This window comes from Bacillus cereus G9842 (assembly GCF_000021305.1).
GTDB lineage: Bacteria > Bacillota > Bacilli > Bacillales > Bacillaceae_G > Bacillus_A > Bacillus_A thuringiensis_S.
The window spans coordinates 1,726,202-1,747,894 of sequence record NC_011772.1 but is presented as its reverse complement, the minus strand read 5'-3'; the positions used below and the strand labels follow the sequence as shown (position 1 = coordinate 1,747,894).

Below are 21,693 nucleotides of genomic sequence, written 5' to 3'. Positions count from 1 at the left end.
TACTCCTTTCTTCAAATTAAAAACTTAAAATGCCCAGCTACCTTTACGGAAAATTGGTTCTACAGTTCCATCTGGTAGAATACCGTCGATGTCCATCTCACTGCTGCCAATCATAAAATCCTCATGTGTTACTGAAATATTTGCACCTAACGTTTCAAGCTGATCGTTTTCTAAATCTCTTCCATCCTCTAAGCAAGTTGGATAAGCTTTACCAATCGCTAAATGGTTCGATGCATTTTCATCAAACAATGTATTAAAATATAAAATTCCCGATGCTGAAATTGGTGATTCATTTGGTACAAGTGCTATCTCACCTAAATAGCACGAGCCTTCATCCACATTAATAAGCTCCTGTAATAAATCATGTCCTACCTGTGCTTCAGCTTTAACAATTTTTCCTTCTTCAAATGTCAGTTTAAAGCCGTCGATAATATTCCCTTGATAAACTAATGGTTTTGTATTGCTTACATAGCCATTTACACCTTGTTTCATCGGTAACGTATAAACCTCTTCGGTCGGCATATTAGCCATAAAGATAGTATCATCAGGAGTTTTACCACCTCCAGTAATCCATTTATGCTGTGGTGCTAATGCAATTGTTAAATCAGTACCTGGCGCTGTATAGTGAAGCTTTATATATTTTTTATTGTTCAGTAGGACCGCACGAGATTCTAAATTTTTTACATGTTCACGCCATTTTTCAATAGCACTGCCTTCACCAATACGAACAGCTTTAAAAATAGCCTCCCATAATGCTGGTACTTGATCCTCAGCTGCTAAATCCGGGAACACCTTCGATGCCCACTTTGGTGAAGGAACTGCTACCATAGACCAAGCTACTGAATCCTTCATTACGGCGTTGCGATTGTTGCTCAGAGCAGCTCCTGCTACCTTTTGATAGGTAGCTAGACGATTAGATGAAATACCTGTAAATTTATCAGGATCTGTAGCATCTATCATTAATAATGCTCCTTTACATTCGATCAGCTCATCATTCATTTTGACTATCCACTCTGGGAAGCGATTAAATTCTTCATCTGAGGCATAATCAAAGTAAGCACGTTCCATTTCTTCATCCGAGAAATTAACATGAACACGCCCTGCCCCAGCCTTATAAGCCTCTTTCACAACTATACGGGCGAAATCCAATGCATCCACTGATGTATTGACTAATAAGTATTGCCCTGGTTGAATATTCACACCGATTTTCACCGTAAGTTCTGCATATGCTTGTAATTTTTCTTCAAAAGTCATATTATTTACCTCACTTTTATCAAATTGGTTTTGAATTCCCATCACTAACTTGCTTTCATACCATACTTTCTGAACAGGTTTTCTCAGAATTTTTCTTGCCTATTTTTTATGTTTTTCATCAAGACATGATAACAACTAATGGCTTTTTTCTACTACTCATATATTTAATTTCTAAACTTTGATTCAATTAATATTGGTTTGTTTTTTAAAAAAATCTAATCAAAGGGCATCAAACACTACATAAAGTTATAGAGTTCTTTATTGTGAAAGCTCACTCATTTCTTCCCAATCTTTTCAATGTGGTTGCACCTAAAGGCTTACCATCAATGGGGCGTTTAACATTCTCAATCACTCCTTTATCTTTACAAAAGCATTTTTGATAGATAAATATATCATTTGACATAAGATTAAATCATTTTAAACGAATTATCAAGCCGTAAAATTTAATTTTTAAAAAATTCGGTAAAAAACCTATGTGAAAATGGATTCTATCAAAGGGAGCGATAACAAAAAGATTTTTTATACACACATGGATAAAACACATGAAAACTTATATATAAAATTACAAGTTCAACTCTCACAAAAAAACGGAATAAAAATAAACAGCGGAACTAGCCCACTGTTTACTTTGCCACACCTTCATGTAATTTTTCTGTATAATCCTTTACATCTTTCCAGCTATCTTTCGCTGTATGTAAATCTTCTTTTATAAACGTAAACTCTTCCGGACTAATTCCTTTTACGTTTTGTAGTAAATTATTATATTTTGCACCTACTGTATACCATTGGTTTGATATGTTTTGTAGTGCTGTAATTGCTGCATCAATTGTTTCCGTCATGTTTGTTGTTTTATTTTTTACATCAGTCAAAATTACGATTTCTGCTTGTGCTCCTGAAATTCTATCTTTTAAATTAGCTATCTCTCTTTCTGCATTTGCGATATCTTTTTTTGCAACCGCAATCATCGGCCCGCCAGCAAGACATGTTATTAGCGCTACGCAAAGTACGCCACCAGCAATGACCATATCATTACTCTTTTTAATCGAATCGTTATATGTATTTATTTGTTGCTCTAGAGCTGGAATACCAGCATTCGTACTTGCCAATATCGCTGTTAACTGATTTGTATCCTCTTTGAAACTATTTGTATCTTTCGCCATTCTATCGCGAAAACTTTTCAAATTTCCTAATAATCCATCTACCTCATTTTGATTCTTTACAATATCCGCATACAACTTTTCTAAATCCGCTTTTAATTTTCCGCTATCCTTTTGATCAATCGCTATTAACATGTCGTTATAATACGATTGAAAAGTATTATTGTAATTTATAATATTTTGATCCGTTTTCATAATTTGAGGCTTCATATTATTTAACCAATATGCTGCATTAATTTTTGCATCTCTTTGATGCTGAATCATATTCCCTTTAAATTCACTATTAATCGAACTTATTTTACTTAAATCCGTCTCTTGTTGATTTTGAATTAATTTTGCATATGAATCCATTGCAAATATACTCGATGTCGTTTGTGCCATTACATCTTGGAATCCAGCTGGTCCAAGAGAATAGTTTTTCACATTTTCTTGTAGTACCTTTACATTTTGTTCTGCTGCAAAAGGATGTAAAGGAGATACGTTACTCGTTGCCACCCCAGCAATCATTACCGCTAAAAGACATTTTTTATAAAATCTTTTCTGCATACTTTTCACCTATTTTCTTTATAAGAGTATAAAAAGCTCCTGCTCACAACTGAACAGGAGCTTCAAATCATTCATCAACACTTAACGCTCTAACGATTCGTATTCAATTATGCTTTTTTCGTATCTACTACTTTAATATCTTCAGCATAAATCTTTTCTGCATAGTCTTTAATATTTTTCCAGCTATCTTTCGCAATGTTTAAATCTTCTTTAATGAAAACAAGGTCGTTTGGACTAATTGAATCCACATTTTGAAGTAAAGAATTATATTTTGATCCCATTGTGTACCATTGGTTTGAAATATTTTGTAACGCTGTAATTGCAGTATCAATTGTATTTGTTAAATACTCTGTTTGTGTTTTAATGTTCGTTAATCCAGCTACTTCTAATTGCGCAGTTGTAACTTGTCCTGTTATCTTTTGAATTTCTGCTTGTGCATTATCAAGCTCTTTCTTCGCTAATACGATTCCAGCTGTACCACCGCCTACAGCTGCTGCACCACCTGCAATTAATGCTACTCCTAGCGGTGTTCCTGCGCCCGTAGCAATAACTACTGCACCACCGATAATTGCAATTGGTCCTAGAGCTGTCGCAACAGATGAACCGATAATAATTGCATTATATTTACTAATTGCTTCATTGTACGTTGTAATTTGATTTTGTAATAGCGGAATTCCTGCATCTTGACTAGCTAATATAGATGTAATTTGATTTGCATCACCCTTGAAGTTTTGCGTATCCGAAGTCATTTTATTTCGGAATTTCTTCAAGTCTTCTACTAACTGATCCACTTGTGCTTTATTTTCATTAATACTACTTGATAATCTAGTTAAGCCTTTCGTAAGAGTCGCTTTATCCTTTGCATCAACTGCAGCAACTAAAGTATCATAATAGTTTTGGAATTTCGTATTGTAGTTAATGATATTTTGATTCGTTGAAATAAGCTGTGGTTTTAATACATCTAACCATTGCTTCGCATTTCCTCTAGCTGTATCTTGGTGCTGAATTACTTTCCCTTTTAAAGCCGCATCAACAGACGATACATTTCCAAAGTTAACATTACCTTGTTTAATAATTGTTAAAGCGTACAGATCCATTACTAAAGCATTTGAACCTGTTCTTTCCATTGCATCTTTTAGGCCTTCTGGTCCTAATGAATATTCTTCATAGTCATTATAAGCTTTTGCTACCGCATGAACTGGAGCTTGTTTCACTGTACTTTCAGCTGCATACGTATGAGCCGGCATAATATTTCCTGCTGCAAATACTGCCATAAGTGCTGATAGAGCCATTACTTTATAAGGTTTTTTTGTCATTTTTCTTCTCTCCCTATATCGCTAATTATTTTTCTGTTTAATGTACTTCAACGTTTGTAACGTAATCTTCAAATTGATTTGTTTGCTTATTCATTTCATCACTTACTTTTTTAATTTGATTGAAATGTTTTTGAAGTAAACTACTGTCTGTATACGTGCCTTCTTCGACATTTGTTTGAATTTGAATCATATTATTATTTAAAACTTTCCAATCCGTTAATAACGTTTCTAAAGTTGTAATTTGACGATCAATTAATTCTGTAAAGCTATTTACTTGATCTTCAACGAATGTAATTTGAGTCGCCTCTGCTTCAGTTTGTGATAACTTTTGAATAAGTGGCAATAACTCCTTTTGCTTTTGTTGAATGCGAAGAGCTGCTTCCCTCGTTTGACTATCTGCAGCATTTACAATTTCATTACTTAAAGTACCGATAGAAACAAAATCGATTGTTTTCGTTTGTGCAGTTTGATTTGTGATTGTAAATACTTGTTTACCAATATTAATAGAACCTTTAATGATTTCTTGAGGTCTATTCAAAATAGTAGTTAATTCAGCTTGAATTTCACCTTGAATTCTTTTAATATCTTCTCTTAATTTCACAATATCTCCACTTGATCCTTGCAGTGTTTTTATTGCTTCATCGGCTTTAATTGATAAGTTGTTACTATCTTTGTCTAATACTGTTTTAAATCGATTTAACTCTAATAAATCTTGCTCCATACTCTCTTGGATGCTTTGTACTTGCAATTGTAATTTTCCATATGCACTCATAAAATCTGCTTTTGCTTGCTGATCTTCATTTACGTTTCCTGCTAATTCATAGAGCTTACTATAATAGCTATTAAATCTAGTGCTGTATCTCATCATCTCTTGATTTAAGTCAATTAGCTTCGGATTATATTCATCAATCCATTCTCGTACATTCGCCTTTGCAAACTTTTGATGATTCGTTAAGCTACTCATCGCATTTACCTTAATATCTGGCTGTTGTAAAATAATTAATCCATATGCTTGAATAAGCGGTGATTGTGATCCTAACATTCTAATTGAATTGGATAATGTATTTGGAGCAATTACATTTTGTGCATATACTGTTTTCACTTCCGTTTGCCCCTCCTTAGCGTAAGCGCTTACAGGAATGAAGCAACTCGTAGATACTGCTGTAACCAATAACCCTGTAATTAAAGTCTTTTTCACTTTAACTCCTCCTATGTATTAGCAACTATTACTATCGCATTTTATTATTCTATTTTCTTACCTATAATTTGAGATGGTTAAAATAGAGAACGTTCTCACCGCGATCCATGTACGAACCACCTCTCTCGTATTGCTACAGTACTTACTTATCGTCACAAAACATTTTATTATTTTTCATATGTGTTTAGTATGAATAATATTGTATAAATTTTCTATTTCATCGAAATCCCCACATTCACACAGTGAATATATTACATAAAAATATTATTCATTTTAAACTAAACAACATACGTAAATATGAAATTTCGTTTTGTTTTCATATATGTTTTGTACTGTAAGGTCATTTAAACACAGCTGTTTATATAACGTAAAGAAGTATTTTCATTCCCTTTATTTTCAAGCTTTCGTGTCCTTATTTCAAAATATAATCCGATTCACTTTATAGATTGAAATATCTACATATCACAACAGAAAACACTACTTGAAAATAACTGATAAAATTATATAAATATAATTTTCGAGCCCATATGCAATTATGCATAGCATATACACAAAAAGGATAGCTTCATTTTCACGAAGCTATCCTTAAAAAATCTTCTTATTTTTTCAAATGATATGGAACTGTCGTAATAACAACATTTCTTTTATAAAGTAAATACGCACGTATGAGTAAACTGGATTGATTATGAAGAATGTTATGCCAACCTTTTTTCGGAATGAACTGTGGTATAACGACCGTAACGCGGTAATTCGATTCACTTGCCTTATATTGCACTGTATCGATGAACTTCGTTAGCGGCTGGATAATACTTCTATAATGAGAATGTAATGTAACAAGCCTAACTTCAGGTTGCCACTTTTTCCATTTCTCTTCAAATTTCTTTTCCTCTTCCCTGTCAAAAGCAACATATACAGCAATAACTTGATCTGCCGAAAGAGCCTTAGCATAGTTCAATGAATTTTCTACTACGTGAGTCATACCAGCTACCGGAACGACGATTACATTTCCCTTAATCGGAACAAGTGGTTCACAAGTTTTTAAACTTAACTGATCACCTACCGCATCATAGTGCTTCTTAATTCTGTGGAATAAGAAGATGATTGCAGGTAAGAAAATAAGTATCGACCAAACTTGTGCAAATTTAGTTAAAAAGAACATGCTCATTACGATAAAACTAATAACTGCACCAATTAAATTAACCGTTAATCTTAAAGCCCATCCTTCAGGTTTTTCCCGAAGCCATTTTAATACCATCCCTGTTTGAGAAAGTGTAAATGGAATAAATACACCTACTGCATATAGTGGAATTAAATGTTCTGTTTGTCCTTGGAAAGCTACAATTAAAATAATCGAAGCAACTCCAAGTATAATAATACCGTTTGAGTAACCTAAACGGTCTCCTCTAATCGTAAACATTCTCGGTATGAATTTATCTTTTGCAAGGTTAACCGCTAATAAAGGAAATGCAGAATAGCCTGTATTAGCAGCGAGAATTAATATTAAAGCTGTTGTACCTTGTATGAAATAGTACATGAAATTACGTCCAAATGTTTGTTCAGCAATTTGAGAAACAACTGTTACTTCTTTACTCGGAGTCACTCCGTAATAATAAGCTAAAAATACAATTCCTGAAAATAACACAGCAAGTAATGCACCCATTGCAAGCAATGTTTTTGCAGCATTGTTTGGCGCAGGATCTTTAAAGTTCGGAATTGCATTTGAAATTGCTTCAACACCTGTTAAAGCAGAACTACCTGATGCAAATGCTCTTAGTAATAAAAATAAACTAATTCCTGCAACTGGTGTTCCAATCGGCGCATGTAAAGTAGGTGAAACATGACCAGTTAAAATATTATATATGCCCACACCAATTAATATAAATAGTGCTAAAACGAATAAATAAACAGGATATGCTAGCACGGAAGCTGATTCCGTTACTCCTCTTAAATTTAATATCGTAATTAATATAACAAATATAACCGCAATAATTACGTTATGTGCATGTAAGCTAGGAAACGCAGAAGTAATTGCATCTGTACCCGCGGACACACTTACCGCAACAGTTAAAATATAGTCAACTAATAAAGATCCTCCAGCAATTAAGCCTGGATTCATCCCTAAATTTTCTTTTGATACAACATACGCTCCCCCGCCATGCGGATAAGCAAAAATAATTTGACGATAAGATAAAATAAGGGCTGTCAATAATACTAATACCCCAACAGCGATCGGAATGGAATACCAATAGGCGATCGCTCCAACACCTGCTAAAGCAATTAAAATTTGCTCTGGACCGTAAGCAACTGATGACAATGCGTCAGAAGATAAAATAGCTAAAGCTTTCGTTTTATTAAGCTTTTGTTCTCCAAGCTCCGTTGATTTTAACGGTCTTCCAATTAAAAATCTTTTAATAGATGAAACCAATGCTGTCCACTCTCCAATAATTTTGTACGAACTTTTCTGCTTGTTACAGCCAGTAAACTATTTCTTCAGAAAACAAAAAATGTCTACAAGCCATAGCGAAATAGACTTGTAGACATTATTTTTTTTGTCGCACAAGCTCCACCTTCCTTCTCAATATAACGCTTACGAGGTTAGCTGTCGGATTCGGGCCTATGAGTAGCCCTACCTTTTTCAAGGATTCACCCCATCGGATTATGTACTAATCCGTAAAAACGGGTCCCCCGTACCATGCGGTTTCAGCGATTTAGAAAATTGAAACTGTGGATTATAATACTCCTTTATTTTCAAAAAGTAAACAAAAATTTTTAATAAGAAAAAAATTAAAATGATTGCGCATAATCCGCTGAGAAATATACATAATGAATACTAAAAAATCCACAAAGGAGACCCATATGTCTAAAGAAAAGAAGCCTATTTTTTCCGATTCATATTTAGATGCAGTAGCAAATGAAATTAATCAGTTATATGGTAAACGTGAACAGGAAATAAATTTGACAGATAGAACGAAAAGAAATAAATGATTTGTCATACAAAAAAATAAAAAAGATAGCAATACACTTATATATTGCTATCTTTTTTATTTTTTCATACATCTAATTCTATTACAGATTTGTTAAAGGTCATCTCTTCATACACCTTTAAATTTTGATATATAGTTCCTAATAATGGTGCCGCTATAGAAAATTTCTCTGCTACATCCAGTAAATATCCTTGCAAGTGCTTCCCTTCAATAAATGAACCCTTTTCCATATCACGCTGCATCGATGACTTCATATCATACGAAATTTTATCAATCGTTTTCATATGTTCCTGGGCAATATTTTCCTTTACTGGAGCTCCTAATACTCTCATGATTTGTACAGATTCCTCAAACACATTACGGATAAAATCACGGCCGCCTTCACTTTCACGAATTGGTCCAATTGGTGCACGCATTAACGTTGTCACACCTGACATTACAGTAATAAATAAATATTTATGCCACATATCTTGCGTAATATTTTCACTTAAAACAAAACTAGACTTCGTACCTGCAAATGCTTTAGAAATATGCTTTACTCTCTCTGAATTTTGAGACTTAATTTCTCCAAACACAAGTCTGTTGGCAGCACTAGTTTGTACAATTTCTCCTTGATCGTTTAACGTCGTCTCGATAAAGCATAAACCGCCAATTACTTTTTCTTCGCCGAATTCTTTTTGTAGTAGTGATAAATGAGCGATACCATTTAACAATGGAATGATTACAGTATTTTCGCCAACAAACGGCTTCAAATCTTGAATAGCCTCGTTTAAGTGATACGCTTTTGTTGAAAATAAAATGACATCAAATGGAGAAGTTCTCTCTTCTTTCGTTATTAATTTCGGTTGGAAGGAAAAATCCCCGTTAACACTTCGGATTACAAGTCCTCTTTCCTCTAATTGTTTTTTCCGTTTACTACGAACAAGAAATGTAACATCTTCTCCCTTTTCGACTAATCTGCCACCAAAAAACCCTCCGACTCCACCAGCGCCTAATACTAAAATCCGCATACAGCATCCCCCTTTTCAAAATACAATTTTACAACTTTTAGTATACATAACATTATACATGTCCTCTGCTAAATAAGCTGAATTTTCACTCTCAATTGAGTATAAAACAGTGGTTATTTTCAAATAAATTTGGGCATGTTGTTTCTATAGCATATATGGAAAGGAAACAATGTAGATGGAGGCAATACAAACAATTGAGGAAAAAGGTGTAGCAACAGCTATATTCCAATTTATATTCCCGTTTTCGTTTAAAACTGGATATGAACAAAATATGTTCCCTTTCTTACAAAAAAACGATTTTCGTCCTTTTCGGCTCGATCATCTCGATGATGAAAATACATATTATGGGGAGTTTAAAGTTTCACATCAAAATATGGAAGCATACTATCTTTCATTTACAAATAAAATTCTCTTTCCTCACTCAGAGCATCAAAAGGGCTTGCAACGTTATTCAAAAGATCTTAACTTAACTGGACATTTAACAACAAACCTTATTTCAATTCCATTCAAGATACACTCTATTGATGTAACACTTTGTCCTTATGAACTTGGCTTCTTAACAATTCGAACAGAAGTAAACACTGCTCCAAACATGACTTTATCTGAAGCAATCGAATTCGCAGATCGCTTCCGTGTACTTGAAACTAAAACTGATACAAATGAGTCTATTTGTATTGAATGTAACGGAAAAAAGTATTCCCAAGTTGAGAAATTCATTTTTGGTTATTTATTTCATGGCGTAACTGATTTCTTTGAAAAGAAGAGATTAAGAAGTTCATACTTTCAAACCTTCCCTTTCTTTGAAGACCAGAGAATGTACGTCCAAACTTTATTGTCACTAAAAGAAGGTATGGAACTTAATGAAGTGGATGTTTATCGTACTTCCAGTCTTTCCGGATTAACAAGTGATGGTAAGCCATATGTGAGTGCAAGTAACCTTCCTTACATTCATAACTATTTAAAAAAACACGCTTACCAGAGATGGGCTCCAAATCGTTATTTCATTATGGAAGAACATATTTTTACATGTGTAACAAATGAAGGAGAACGCGAAATCGATAAACTTGCTAGTCAAATGTACGGAGAATTTTATTACGCTTTATTATTAAACCTATTCCATAAAATTGTTTTATTAAAAATGGCAAACGCCTATGCTGAGCTAAATATTGAACAAGATACTAATGAAATAGAGAAATTAATTTATTCGATTAATTCGTTCACTGCTAATTATTTTTCTTTAGAATTAGTATCTCAATCACAAAGTGAAGATATTTTCTTCCGCTTAAGAAAACTTTTTAATATTGAGGTTTTATACTCGAACGCGAAACAAAATCTTGATAGTTTGTTTAAATATCAAGAAAATGTCGCCTCAAAAAAAGATAGTCTCTTATTATTAATTTTAACGCTCTACTCTGTAGTAGGCCAAATGTTAGGGTTTACTATGATCGATCTTCTAAGAAACACCGATTCAAACAAAATATCGTCACCTCTTGAATTTTTCGCTCTATTAATTGCGATTAGCGGCATTGTCATTTCACTTATTTTAGGGGCTCAAGGGTTATACCAATGGGCTGTGCAGCACAAAAGAAGAAAAGCATGGGTAAAACAAACTGTACTGTCTGCTGTAAAAGAAAAAGAGGATAAAAATTAAAGAAGGTTATTTCCAAATATGTGGTATGCTGCAGTAAATGAAATTTTTATCAGCGATTTTTCAAATATATCGAATTACCGACAAATGACAGAACCGTATAACAAAAAAGGTACTCCAAAATAAAGCTTGGAGTACCTTTTTATTATACGAATTCAGCTTACTTCCCTGCTTCGATTTTCTCTAATGCAGCAGCTACTTGCTCTTCCGTTAATTCATGTTGTATTACGTAGCGGTTACGTGGACTTACACGACATTTATGAGAACATGCACGTAAATATTTCGCTTCGTTTTCTTCAGAACATAAAATTTTCTTATTACATTCTGGATTTGAACAGTTTACATAGCGCTCACATGGTTCACCTGTAAAGTGGTCTTTACCAACGATAACATGTTCTTTTTGATTTACTGGTACAGCGATACGCTCATCAAACACGTAACATTGTCCATCCCAAAGCTCACCTTGTACTTCTGGGTCTTTTCCGTACGTTACAATTCCGCCGTGAAGCTGACTTACATCTTCATAACCTTCACGAACTAACCAACCTGAGAATTTCTCACAACGAATTCCGCCTGTACAATAAGTTAAAATCTTTTTACCTTCAAGTGTTTCTTTGTTTTCTCTAATCCAATCTGGTAATTCACGGAATGATTCAATATCAGGTTTAATCGCACCTTTGAAGTGTCCTAAATCAAATTCATAATCATTTCGTGCATCAATGATAACTGTATCTTCTTGTTTCATTGCCTCATAAAAATCTTTTGGCTCTAAATACTTCCCAGTTATTTCGTGTGGGTTAATGTCATCTTCTAGACGAAGTGTAACTAATTCTGGACGAGGACGTACGTGCATTTTCTTGAATGCATGCCCTTCTTCTTCATCTATTTTAAATACGATACCATCAAAACGTGGATCATTGTTCATTGCTTCCATGTATTTTTCTGTTTGCTCTACAGTTCCAGAACAAGTTCCGTTAATACCTTCTTTTGCTACAAGAATTCTTCCTTTTAATTCAAGTGAATTACAAAATTCTAAATGCTCTGCCGCGAATTCTTCTGGATTTTCAATTGTTGTGTACATGTAATATAGTAATACTCTGTATGGTTTTGTAGTTGCCAATGTATTTCTACCACCTATCTAATTTTTAAAATCATGTATAAGTTAACGTTCATATCAAAACATATATAATAAGAAAATGAATCCCATTTTCTTTTCTTTATACTATTTTCTATCAGTTAACAAAAATAAAAAAACAAGATTACACATCAAAACACTATGGTTATGTTGTAATCCCAATATATTATATATCATACAAATGCAATTCCATCAATTAATATGCTGTATTATCGGCTTTATGTTCACATAAATTTCAAAAACAGCCCTTTAATTCACTATGTTTCCCCATGTCATCACACCATAAACTCCCAATTCATTTTACATTATCACACCATCCATTGCATAAAGGCATATAATTTGCATTAAGGAAACTTTCGTGTTCAAATGAAATTATCACATAACATATTTAAATGTATTGACATAATGAGTAAGAATAAATACAATAATTTCATCAAGTTAACATTTTAAAGGGGAAAACTACTATGAATAAAGATATAACAAAAGATGAACATCTCCCTTCTGAAAGTACAACTGTACAATCAGCTCACTTAGCTTTAAGTGGAGAAACAAAAGGCTGGAAAAGACTGTTACCATTTTTAGGGCCCGCTTTTATCGCGTCCGTTGCTTATATTGATCCTGGCAACTTTGCTACAAATATCGCAGCTGGTTCACAATATGGATATTTACTATTATGGGTTATATTCGCTTCTAACTTAATGGCTGTATTAATCCAAACTTTATCGGCTAAATTAGGAATTGCTACAGGAAACAATTTACCCGAAATAGCTCGTGAAAACTTTCCAAAGCCTGTGTCTATCGGCTTATGGATACAAGGTGAACTCGTTATTATGGCTACAGATTTAGCTGAATTTATCGGGGCAGCACTCGGATTGTATTTATTATTTGGAATACCTATGTTACCAGCTGCTTTAATTACAGCAGTCGGATCATTTATTATTCTTGAGTTTCAACGCAGAGGATTTCGCTCACTAGAAGCTATTATTACAGGGATGATCTTTATTGTAGTAATAGCATTTGGGATCCAAGTTTTTTATGCAAAACCAGAATTAAGTCCCCTTCTTTCAGGACTATTTATTCCGAAATTCCAAGGTGTAGACAGTATATTACTTGCAGCAGGGATTTTAGGTGCGACAGTTATGCCGCATGCAATATACTTGCATTCTGCATTAACACAACGCCGCGTGGTTGGAACAACTGACGAACAAAAGAAAAAGATTTTTCGTTTCGAATTTATCGATATTATTATTGCAATGGTTATCGCTGGAGCAATTAATGCAAGTATGTTAATTGTAGCAGCTGCACTATTCTTTAAAAACGGTATGCACGTTGAAGATTTAGATGTTGCTTACACTCAATTTACCAACTTAGTAGGTCCTGTATCGGCTGCATTATTTGGGATTGGACTTTTATCAGCAGGTTTATCAAGCTCTTCTGTCGGTACAATGTCAGGTGATATTATTATGCAAGGATTCATTCGCATGCATATTCCGTTATATTTACGTCGATTTATTACAATGATTCCACCACTAGTTATTATCGCTTTAGGTGTAAATCCAACTTACGCTCTCGTTATGAGTCAAGTTGTCTTATCATTTGGTATTGCATTTGCACTAGTGCCACTTATTATGTTTACAAGTAATAAAAAGATTATGGGTGCACTCGTTAACCACCGTATAACAACATTTATCGCATGGATAATTGCAGCACTCGTTATCATTTTAAATATTTTCTTACTGTATCAAACGTTTGTAGGGTAATGAAAAAAGGGTATTCCAATTTTAATTTGGAATACCCTTTTTGGATGAAATGATTTTCTTCTACTTACCACTTATGTATGTCCCTCTTTCCGGCATCATGACACCATTTTCAGTTCGAAAGTAAAGTGGCAATCCTTCCGCAAAAAACATATTTACTTTGGACGGATCCTGCCTTTGATGATGAATATGTAAATGCGGCTCACTTGAACTTCCGGAGTTACCGACTTGAGCAAGAACCTCTCCTTCATTTACATGTTGGTCTTCCCTCACTTTAATTGAGCCTTTCTTTAAATGGGCAAGAAGCAAAAATGTCCCTGATTCATCTAGTCGTAAATAAATATGATTCCCCGCCATCGACTGAAAATCATCCTCTCCTGGAACTACATCTTTTTCATCATTATTAATAGATACAACTGTTCCAGAAGCTGGTGCCATTACTTCTGCTCCATATATTCCATAATCCTCTAACATACTACTTTTCACTTCAGCAGGCGGCATAAGGATATCATATGCCCACCTTTCATTTGGTTTTATAACGTGATAGTTCGTTTCTAACCGATCACCGCCCCAACCTATCAATGCTCGTTCATTCAAAGGAACACGAACTACTGCTTTAGGACCCATCGATTGTATATCTGCTGGATAAGCAATTCTACCTATATTAGCAAACCAACCGACAGGCCAAGCTCCAATGATAGAAAACAGAATAATTAAAAGTAGCGTTCTATCTATCCGCTTTCTAAAAATGCCGTTCAAAAAAAACATTATTACTGATCCTATTAAGAGAAAAACTGAAATTACACTAAAAGCCTGTATACACCACCAAACAAAGACTGATGTAACACCATTAGCTACATAAATTAAACTCCAACTTATAATTAAAAAAGGAACTATAATTACTAATAAAAATTTCTTCCACATGTCGTATCCCTACTCTCATATCCTTTTTCTCAATGATACAAAGTAAAAATTACGACATATGAAAGAAATACTTACGACTTTCTTACTTTTTTATACTGCGGTAATTTTACAGTAAAAACTGTTTCTTTATCGTTACTACGTACAGTTATATCCCCTTGATGGAGCTGTGCTATACTTTTCGAAATTGCAAGTCCTATTCCTTTCCCACCCGTATGAGAGCTACGTGATTTTTCACTACGATAAAATTTCTCAAAAACGTAAGGAAGGTCCTCTTTCGGAATGCATTTTCCAAAATTTTTAATTTCTACTTCAACATTCATTGTTTTATTGGAAATTCCAATTGCAATTTCCTTTCCATCTTTTCCATACATAATACTATTACCTATTACATTTTCAAATAGTCTCACTATAAGTGCCACATCAACTTCTACATGTAGCACTTCATCACTTTTAATATAAAAGCTCATATTGGCATCATCTAATTGTGGTACAAAGTCAATCATGATTTGTTCAATTAATGCTTTCATATCTATTTCATCTTTATGTAATTCAATCTCTCTATAATTTATTTGACAGTATTCTAATAAATCATCTACTTGATTTTTTAATTCATAACTTTTTCGCTTTAATATACTTACATACTCTTCACATTCTTCTCCATTTGAATGAAGTTTATTTCCTAACAGGTCCGCATAACCTATTAAAGATGTTACTGGCGTTCGTAAGTCATGAGAAATATTACTAATCATTTCATTTTTCATTTCCTGTGATTTTTTTTCATTCTCAATAGACTCTTTTAAACTTTTCGCCATTCTATTAACATTTGCCGCTAGTTCACCAATCTCATCGCTTTTCGAAATAGGTATATGTATTTCAAAATTACCATCACTTATTTTCTTCACGTTCTTATTAATTTGAGATAATCTTTTCATCATCGTTTTTGTCATAAATGCAAAGTATGTTGTAGTAAAAATCAAAAAAACTATAAAATATAAAAATGAATATTTTTCCTCTAACGCAGTAACATGACTATATATATTTCCAATTACAATTTGAAACGCTATTATACTTACAGTTGCTAACAAAATGCTACATATGAATGCAATAAAAAACTTAGCTCTAATGCCTTGTAATGATTTAATCTTCAATTTTATATCCGACTCCCCAAACATTTTGAATAAACTTCGGCTCTTTTGGATTCTCTTCAATTTTATTTCTTAATCTTGCAATATGAACCATTACTGTATTATTACTTTCATAGGCTCTTTCTTTCCAAACGCTCTCATATATTTCTTCAATAGTGAACACACGATTCTTTGCAGCGGCCATTAAGTACAAAATATCATATTCAGTTTTCGTAAGATTCATTGTTTCTCCATATAACATTACTGTTCTCGACACTTCATCTATTTCTAAACCTCTAATATTTATTTTCTTTTCCATTACTTGAACAGCATTTTGGTTGAAATATGTATACCTTCTTAATTGAGCTTTCACTCTTGCGATAAATTCAATTGTACTGAACGGCTTCACAATATAATCATCTGCCCCAGTACTAAATCCAATTACCTTATCTACATCCGATGATTTCGCGCTTAAAAACATAATTGGTAAACTATGTTTCTCTCTAACCCTTCTACAAAGTTCTATACCATCCATTTGAGGCATCATAATATCCAAAATAGCAAGTTGAATACTGTTATTATTTATTATTTCTAAAGCCTCTTCTCCGTTATGAGCACTAAAAACTTTAAAACCTTCTTGCATTAGATTCACTTTTATAAATTGAACAATATCTTGATCATCATCTACAATTAAAATTGAATTTTTCTCCATATACAAACCTCTTTTTGAAATATATTCCACAATCAATTTTATCATAAATTAAAACCTTACTCCCCTCTTGAATAATCTTTATTTTCAGACTAGATTATATAATAACAACACATTCTAGTTTCAAAAGAAATGGAGTGAAAGCATGTTTCCTATATTGAAAACAGACCGACTCATTTTAAGAGAACTTACCGAAGAAGATGCACCGCGTATACTACAATGCTTTTCTAATACTAATGTACTGCGCTATTATGGCCAAAAACCGTTACAAGATGTTGATCAAGTGAAACAAATCATTCATAACTTTAAGCTCAGTTACAATGCAAGAAACGGTATAAAATGGGGAATCGAATTAAAAGACAAGAAAGAACTCATCGGTACCATTGGTTTTCACGATTGGTCTTCTGAGCATAAACGAGCCAATATAAGTTATGCCTTTTTACCTGAACACTGGGGAAAAGGATATGCGACTGAAGCTGTTTCTGAGGTTATATCATACGGTTTCCATACGATTCATTTAAAGCGGATCGGGGCAATTGTATTTCTTGAAAATGAAGCTTCCAATAAAGTACTATTAAAATTAGGCTTTGAAAAAGAAGGCGTTCTAAAAAATTATATGTATCAAGATGATATCCCATATGATACGAATTTTTACGCTTTATTAAAATCGGTTTAATAGAATTCATGTGTAAAAAACCTTACTTTTAAAAAGTAAGGTTTTTTGTATTTATTCATTAGCAATATAAGCATTCTTATAAGTATAAACACCACCAAATTGATGTTTTTCAATCCCTTTTACATACTCCTTTTGTACATACGCTGAGCCAATATGATAAAGCGGCGCCACCGCAGCATCTTCTAATAATACCTGCTCGGCTTCTCGCAACGCTTCCCATCGTTTTTCCCTATCTAGTACAAAATCCGTTTTCGCTTTCTTTATTAATTCATCGTAACGAACATTAGAATAATTCATTTTATTATTCGGATTCCCTGTCGTAAATAACTCTAAATAACTAATTGGGTCTTTATAGTCAGGTCCCCAATTTGCCATAGTTATATCGTAATCACCTGTTTGTTCTAACTGTAATTTTTGCTTAAATGGCTGTTGTTTAATTTGTATCGTTAATCCATGCAAATACTTTTCTAAGTCACCTTTTATATATTCTGCCATACGTTTTGCGTTATCTTGTTCAAATGTTAGAAACTCAAGGTTTACTTCGCCTACTCCAAGTTCTTTTTTCGCTTCTTCCCAAATCTTTTTCGCCTTTTGTAAGTCATATAGAGAAAGATCTCCGTTTTCTTTTCTAAAATCTTTGCCAGTCTCTTCATTTACATGACCAATTGGTACAAGTCCACTTGCAGGTTTTGCTCCGTTATTAATAAAGTGAGCAACGAAATCATCTTTATTTAACGCTAATGAAATAGATTGACGCACCTTTTTATTTGCTAACGCGGTATTTTTTTCATTAAAACGAAGCATAGCAATTCCAGGATCACTCGACATATGTAATTCCTTATTCCCCTTATACTTGTCTACAACTTGCGAATTAATAGGTACCCGGTCCAAATCTCCGGCTTCATATAAATTTACAGCTGTCATTGTATCCTTCACGATATGAAAGTTTATTTCGTCTAGTTTCACTTTCTTTTGATCCCAATATGTAGCATTTTTCTTTAATTGAAACTCTTGTTCATGCTTCCATTTTTCTAATACAAATGGACCGTTATATATGAGATTACTAGGTTCCAATGCATAATTGTTTCCTTGTTCTTTCAAAAATGATTCATGCTGTGGTAAATATATAGGTAATGCTAACAACTGTAAAAAATACGGAATTGGCTGTTCTAGTTCAACTTCTAACTTATAATCATTTATAACCGTAACTCCAAGTTCATCTAGAGACATTGCTCCCTTATTAATCTCTTTCGCATTTTTTACATAAAAGAGCATGGACGCATATTGAGATGCTGTTTCAGGGTTAATTGCACGTTTCCACGCAAACATAAAATCATTTGCTGTTACATTATCCCCATTTGACCATTTTGCATCTTTACGCAAGTCAAATGTATATTTCTTACCATCTTCACTTCTTTTAAACGATTTTGCTATGGCTGGAGTAGGCTGATCTTGATCATTTAATACATATAACCCTTCAAATATATTCTGCATAACGTGCGCTGATGTACCATCTGTTGTTTTCACAGTGTCCAGAGAAGGAATTTCTTCTGATACTGTTACATTTAACACTTGTTTTTTAACCTCTATGTCACTTTTATCCGCTTTATTATTACAAGCTGTTAATAATAAAGATGTAACAAGTGCCATTACCATTAAATGGCTCTTTTTTCGCTTCATGAGTTGTTCTCCTTAAATATAAAATATTATAAAGCGTAATATATTATAGCAGAAATACTAACAGAAAGATGCGACATTCTTTTGAATATTTATTCGTTCGAGAAAAAAGCTATCCTTTTAAAAAAGGATAGCTTTTTCAACTGCCACATAATTATCTATCTTTGTAAACCTCGTTTATAACGACTCGCTTCAAATATAATACGCTCTTCATCTAACGTTTTACATTCGCCATTCCAAACGACACGCTTTCCGTTAATAATTACATCGCTTATATCTTTTCCACTAGCTGCATATACCAGGTGCGATAACACTTCATCTGCTGGTTGTAAATGCGGCTTATTAGATGGGTCAATCGTAATAAAATCAGCACACTTTCCAACCTCAAGTGATCCTGTTTGTTTCATCCCGATTACTTCAGCAGCTCCTTTAGTCGCAAGTGTAAGAGCAGTTTCAACCGGTAAAGCTGTTGCATCTTGGTGAATACCTTTTTGTAGTAAAGTCGCTATACGCATTTCTTCAAACATATCTAAATTGTTGTTTGATGCCACACTATCTGTTGCAATTCCTACTTTCATTCCTGCTTCTAGCATCGCTTTTACATTCGCTATACCAGATCCTAGTTTTAAATTACTATTCGGATTATGTGCTACTCGAACGTCATGTTCTGCTAAAAATGCACGTTCATTTTCATTTAATACTACACCGTGTGCAATAACTGTTGGGCGTTTAAACAACCCGCAGCTCGCTGCATATTCTACTGGACGTTTTCCGTACTGTGCTTCAATATCACGTACTTCACGCTCTGTTTCAGAAAGGTGGATATGAACCATTGTTTGATTTTCTACTGCAATACGAGCGCACTCTTCTAACAGTTCTGTACTACATGTATATGGACTATGTGGTGCAACCATCGTAGTTAACATGCCACTTTCTTTATAATAACGCTTCACATATTTCTCAGCTTCTTCAATCGCTTTCTTTTCATCGTCTTTCGTTCCGAAGCTAAATAAAGTCCTTGAAACAGCAGCTCGCATCCCGCTCCTTGATACCGTTTCCATAATTGCATCTTGATCTACTCCAATTGGATTAAACATGTCAGAGAATGATGTTGTACCACTTTTCACCATTTCAAGTAATCCTAATTCCGTACTAGCAACCGCAAGCTCTGGAGTAAACTGACTTTCCAGTGGCCAAATTCTCGTCTCAAGCCATGGCTGTAATAACATATCATCTCCAATACCTCTTAGGAGACTCATTACAACGTGTGTATGTGTATTTACAAGCCCTGGTAAAACCCACTTTCCTTTCATGTCAATTACTTCATCTACTTCAAAATCATTTGCAAATTCTCCGCTCTTTACATCTATAATTTGATCATTTTCTACAATGATATATCCATTTTCTATCACTTCGTTTTGTTCATTCATCGTTACAATTGTAGCGTTTACATAAGTTGTTTTCAAAAGTATTTCCCCTTTCAACTCTATGAAGTTCCCTTTAATGAAGTTACCACCATTATAGTAACTTATTAAAGATTAAGAGTCAAAAGATAATTTGAATTCTTTCATTATCTTTTCCTTCAAAATGCTATATTGTTTTTCATTTGTATCTGCAAATGCTTCTTCTCGATTTGATTCCACATCCAAATAATTCAATCTTCCATTGAACTGAGTCCCTGTAAAATCAAACCTCTGTCCAACTATACAGATATAAAAATGCCACACCTCCCCTACTTTTGTCTTTTTGATTTTTCCTCCGTATATATCTTGAACGACTAAAGCCGTTACACCACACTATCCCTTTGCCGGATTCTCAATAGTCCACTTTAAACTTGTTTCAATCGACCATGATTTTACTAGTGCTTCATATATCCTTTTTATCTTTACATCATCCATTCTAATCTTCTCCTACTATTAATTGTTTTACACATCATGTTGCAAAAGAGGCAGTAAACGATCCTCAAAAACCGTTGATGGTGTCTCTCCTATTAACTTTGCTCCCATCTTCAAGTAAAACCCTTTTGCATTCGGATCACTATCAATTGTAAAGCTTTTTATTCCTAGTTCCTTTGCTTACTCTATTACAAACTTCCACATTATTTTTCCATACCCCTTTCCTTTGTAACGAGGATGAATGTATAAGAAATCGAGAGCTTTATCGTTATGTAAAAATGAGAAAAACCCAATCTTCGTATTATCGTTTTCTAAAACATATACAAAATTATTTTTTATGTACTCTTCCGTAATTGTTAAATCTTCCTTACAGGCAAGTATGAATTCTTCACTATAATTCCACGTTGCTTTTGAATGTAGTGCGAATTCACTTAATTCATTTGCTTCACTTAATAACGCTTCTCTTATCTTCATGATTCTTTTTCCTCACTTTCAATATGTAAACTACTAAATTGATTCGGAAAGCACTTCAAAAAACCTTTTATTTTCATAAATTAGAAATTACTTTTATAAATCTTTATTATAATCAGTACGATTTTTAACAATTTATTTAAAGAAAAAGAACGCCATCCCTAAAAGTCGGCGTTCTCTTTTTCTAAAATTTAATCTTCAAGCTCACTCAT

At 33.6% G+C, this 21,693-nt stretch carries 16 protein-coding genes, 2 pseudogenes and 1 riboswitch; of the genes and pseudogenes, 4 read left to right on the top strand and 14 right to left on the bottom strand.

Translation table 11 applies throughout. The features are described from left to right. Nucleotides 1-24 precede the first annotated feature (24 nt). The 5 genes from BCG9842_RS08795 to BCG9842_RS08775 form a co-directional block, all read right to left on the bottom strand. Entirely contained in the window at nt 25-1,254 is a 1,230-nt protein-coding gene (locus BCG9842_RS08795; RefSeq protein WP_000141970.1) for an aminopeptidase, read from the bottom strand. A 623-nt stretch (nt 1,255-1,877) separates the two neighbouring features. After that, on the bottom strand, nt 1,878-2,957 hold the full coding sequence (gene nheC / locus BCG9842_RS08790; protein WP_001172000.1) for a non-hemolytic enterotoxin NHE subunit C: 1,080 nt from the start codon (nt 2,955-2,957) through the stop codon (nt 1,878-1,880). Between the two features lie 107 nt (nt 2,958-3,064). Next, a complete protein-coding gene (gene nheB / locus BCG9842_RS08785; protein ID WP_000162968.1) occupies nt 3,065-4,273 on the bottom strand; it encodes a non-hemolytic enterotoxin NHE subunit B in 1,209 nt (402 codons plus the stop codon). Nucleotides 4,274-4,310: 37 nt separating this feature from the next. Continuing rightward, complete coding sequence (gene nheA / locus BCG9842_RS08780; protein WP_000751828.1) at nt 4,311-5,471, bottom strand: non-hemolytic enterotoxin NHE subunit A; 1,161 nt, start codon at nt 5,469-5,471, stop codon at nt 4,311-4,313. A 598-nt stretch (nt 5,472-6,069) separates the two neighbouring features. Further along, nucleotides 6,070-7,896, bottom strand: a complete 1,827-nt coding sequence (locus tag BCG9842_RS08775; protein WP_000254886.1) for an APC family permease — start codon at nt 7,894-7,896, stop codon at nt 6,070-6,072. A 144-nt stretch (nt 7,897-8,040) separates the two neighbouring features. Beyond that, nucleotides 8,041-8,187: riboswitch (cyclic di-AMP (ydaO/yuaA leader) on the bottom strand. 140 nt (nt 8,188-8,327) lie between these two features. Here BCG9842_RS08775 and BCG9842_RS31785 point away from each other — a divergent pair. Beyond that, nucleotides 8,328-8,456, top strand: a complete 129-nt coding sequence (locus BCG9842_RS31785; protein ID WP_000031873.1) for a hypothetical protein — start codon at nt 8,328-8,330, stop codon at nt 8,454-8,456. 64 nt (nt 8,457-8,520) lie between these two features. On the opposite strand, the gene panE is transcribed toward BCG9842_RS31785, so the two are convergent. Beyond that, nucleotides 8,521-9,465 (bottom strand): 2-dehydropantoate 2-reductase, encoded by a 945-nt coding sequence (panE, locus tag BCG9842_RS08765; RefSeq protein WP_001221905.1) that lies wholly within the window; start codon nt 9,463-9,465, stop codon nt 8,521-8,523. 175 nt (nt 9,466-9,640) lie between these two features. Here panE and BCG9842_RS08760 point away from each other — a divergent pair, with 175 nt between their 5' ends. Further along, on the top strand, nt 9,641-11,116 hold the full coding sequence (locus BCG9842_RS08760) for a hypothetical protein (RefSeq protein WP_000387459.1): 1,476 nt from the start codon (nt 9,641-9,643) through the stop codon (nt 11,114-11,116). A gap of 157 nt (nt 11,117-11,273) precedes the next feature. Here BCG9842_RS08760 and trhO read toward each other — a convergent pair whose 3' ends face one another. Further along, nucleotides 11,274-12,233 carry an oxygen-dependent tRNA uridine(34) hydroxylase TrhO gene (gene trhO / locus BCG9842_RS08755; protein ID WP_000246235.1) on the bottom strand — a complete coding sequence of 320 codons (960 nt, stop codon included), beginning with the start codon at nt 12,231-12,233 and terminating at the stop codon, nt 11,274-11,276. 479 nt (nt 12,234-12,712) lie between these two features. Between trhO and BCG9842_RS08750 the strand changes: the two genes are divergently transcribed. Then, the gene (locus BCG9842_RS08750) at nt 12,713-14,008 is read left to right on the top strand and encodes an Nramp family divalent metal transporter (RefSeq protein WP_001030674.1); all 1,296 of its coding nucleotides are present in this window, start codon (nt 12,713-12,715) and stop codon (nt 14,006-14,008) included. 60 nt (nt 14,009-14,068) lie between these two features. Here the strand turns inward: BCG9842_RS08750 and BCG9842_RS08745 are convergent, their stop codons facing one another. From BCG9842_RS08745 to BCG9842_RS08735, 3 genes are all read right to left on the bottom strand, one after another. Then, a complete protein-coding gene (locus BCG9842_RS08745; RefSeq protein WP_000265526.1) occupies nt 14,069-14,929 on the bottom strand; it encodes a M23 family metallopeptidase in 861 nt (286 codons plus the stop codon). A 71-nt stretch (nt 14,930-15,000) separates the two neighbouring features. Continuing rightward, nucleotides 15,001-16,101, bottom strand: a complete 1,101-nt coding sequence (locus BCG9842_RS08740) for a HAMP domain-containing sensor histidine kinase (protein ID WP_170952490.1) — start codon at nt 16,099-16,101, stop codon at nt 15,001-15,003. After that, nucleotides 16,067-16,765 (bottom strand): response regulator transcription factor, encoded by a 699-nt coding sequence (locus tag BCG9842_RS08735; RefSeq protein WP_000414529.1) that lies wholly within the window; start codon nt 16,763-16,765, stop codon nt 16,067-16,069. The genes BCG9842_RS08740 and BCG9842_RS08735 overlap by 35 nt, the downstream gene beginning before the upstream one ends. 142 nt (nt 16,766-16,907) lie before the next feature. Between BCG9842_RS08735 and BCG9842_RS08730 the strand changes: the two genes are divergently transcribed. Continuing rightward, a complete protein-coding gene (locus tag BCG9842_RS08730; RefSeq protein ID WP_000483974.1) occupies nt 16,908-17,438 on the top strand; it encodes a GNAT family N-acetyltransferase in 531 nt (176 codons plus the stop codon). Between the two features lie 51 nt (nt 17,439-17,489). Here the strand turns inward: BCG9842_RS08730 and BCG9842_RS08725 are convergent, their stop codons facing one another. The 4 genes and pseudogenes from BCG9842_RS08725 to BCG9842_RS08710 form a co-directional block, all read right to left on the bottom strand. Continuing rightward, nucleotides 17,490-19,118, bottom strand: a complete 1,629-nt coding sequence (locus BCG9842_RS08725; protein WP_000823501.1) for a peptide ABC transporter substrate-binding protein — start codon at nt 19,116-19,118, stop codon at nt 17,490-17,492. A 155-nt stretch (nt 19,119-19,273) separates the two neighbouring features. Next, a complete protein-coding gene (locus tag BCG9842_RS08720) occupies nt 19,274-20,599 on the bottom strand; it encodes a bifunctional S-methyl-5'-thioadenosine deaminase/S-adenosylhomocysteine deaminase (protein ID WP_141526677.1) in 1,326 nt (441 codons plus the stop codon). A gap of 54 nt (nt 20,600-20,653) precedes the next feature. Beyond that, a pseudogene (locus tag BCG9842_RS08715) lies at nt 20,654-21,013 on the bottom strand (YunG family protein). Nucleotides 21,014-21,040: 27 nt separating this feature from the next. Beyond that, nucleotides 21,041-21,484 (bottom strand): annotated as a pseudogene (locus tag BCG9842_RS08710) (GNAT family N-acetyltransferase). Nucleotides 21,485-21,693 lie beyond the last annotated feature (209 nt).

Bases quoted from the DNA above. Each gene is read 5' to 3' on its own strand.
- BCG9842_RS08795 (WP_000141970.1), bottom strand. From the start codon at position 1,254: ATGACTTTTGAAGAAAAATTACAAGCATATGCAGAACTTACGGTGAAA.
- nheC (WP_001172000.1), bottom strand. From the start codon at position 2,957: ATGCAGAAAAGATTTTATAAAAAATGTCTTTTAGCGGTAATGATTGCT.
- nheB (WP_000162968.1), bottom strand. From the start codon at position 4,273: ATGACAAAAAAACCTTATAAAGTAATGGCTCTATCAGCACTTATGGCA.
- BCG9842_RS31785 (WP_000031873.1), top strand. From the start codon at position 8,328: ATGTCTAAAGAAAAGAAGCCTATTTTTTCCGATTCATATTTAGATGCA.
- panE (WP_001221905.1), bottom strand. From the start codon at position 9,465: ATGCGGATTTTAGTATTAGGCGCTGGTGGAGTCGGAGGGTTTTTTGGT.
- BCG9842_RS08760 (WP_000387459.1), top strand. From the start codon at position 9,641: ATGGAGGCAATACAAACAATTGAGGAAAAAGGTGTAGCAACAGCTATA.
- BCG9842_RS08750 (WP_001030674.1), top strand. From the start codon at position 12,713: ATGAATAAAGATATAACAAAAGATGAACATCTCCCTTCTGAAAGTACA.
- BCG9842_RS08745 (WP_000265526.1), bottom strand. From the start codon at position 14,929: ATGTGGAAGAAATTTTTATTAGTAATTATAGTTCCTTTTTTAATTATA.
- BCG9842_RS08740 (WP_170952490.1), bottom strand. From the start codon at position 16,101: ATGTTTGGGGAGTCGGATATAAAATTGAAGATTAAATCATTACAAGGC.
- BCG9842_RS08735 (WP_000414529.1), bottom strand. From the start codon at position 16,765: ATGGAGAAAAATTCAATTTTAATTGTAGATGATGATCAAGATATTGTT.
- BCG9842_RS08730 (WP_000483974.1), top strand. From the start codon at position 16,908: ATGTTTCCTATATTGAAAACAGACCGACTCATTTTAAGAGAACTTACC.
- BCG9842_RS08725 (WP_000823501.1), bottom strand. From the start codon at position 19,118: ATGAAGCGAAAAAAGAGCCATTTAATGGTAATGGCACTTGTTACATCT.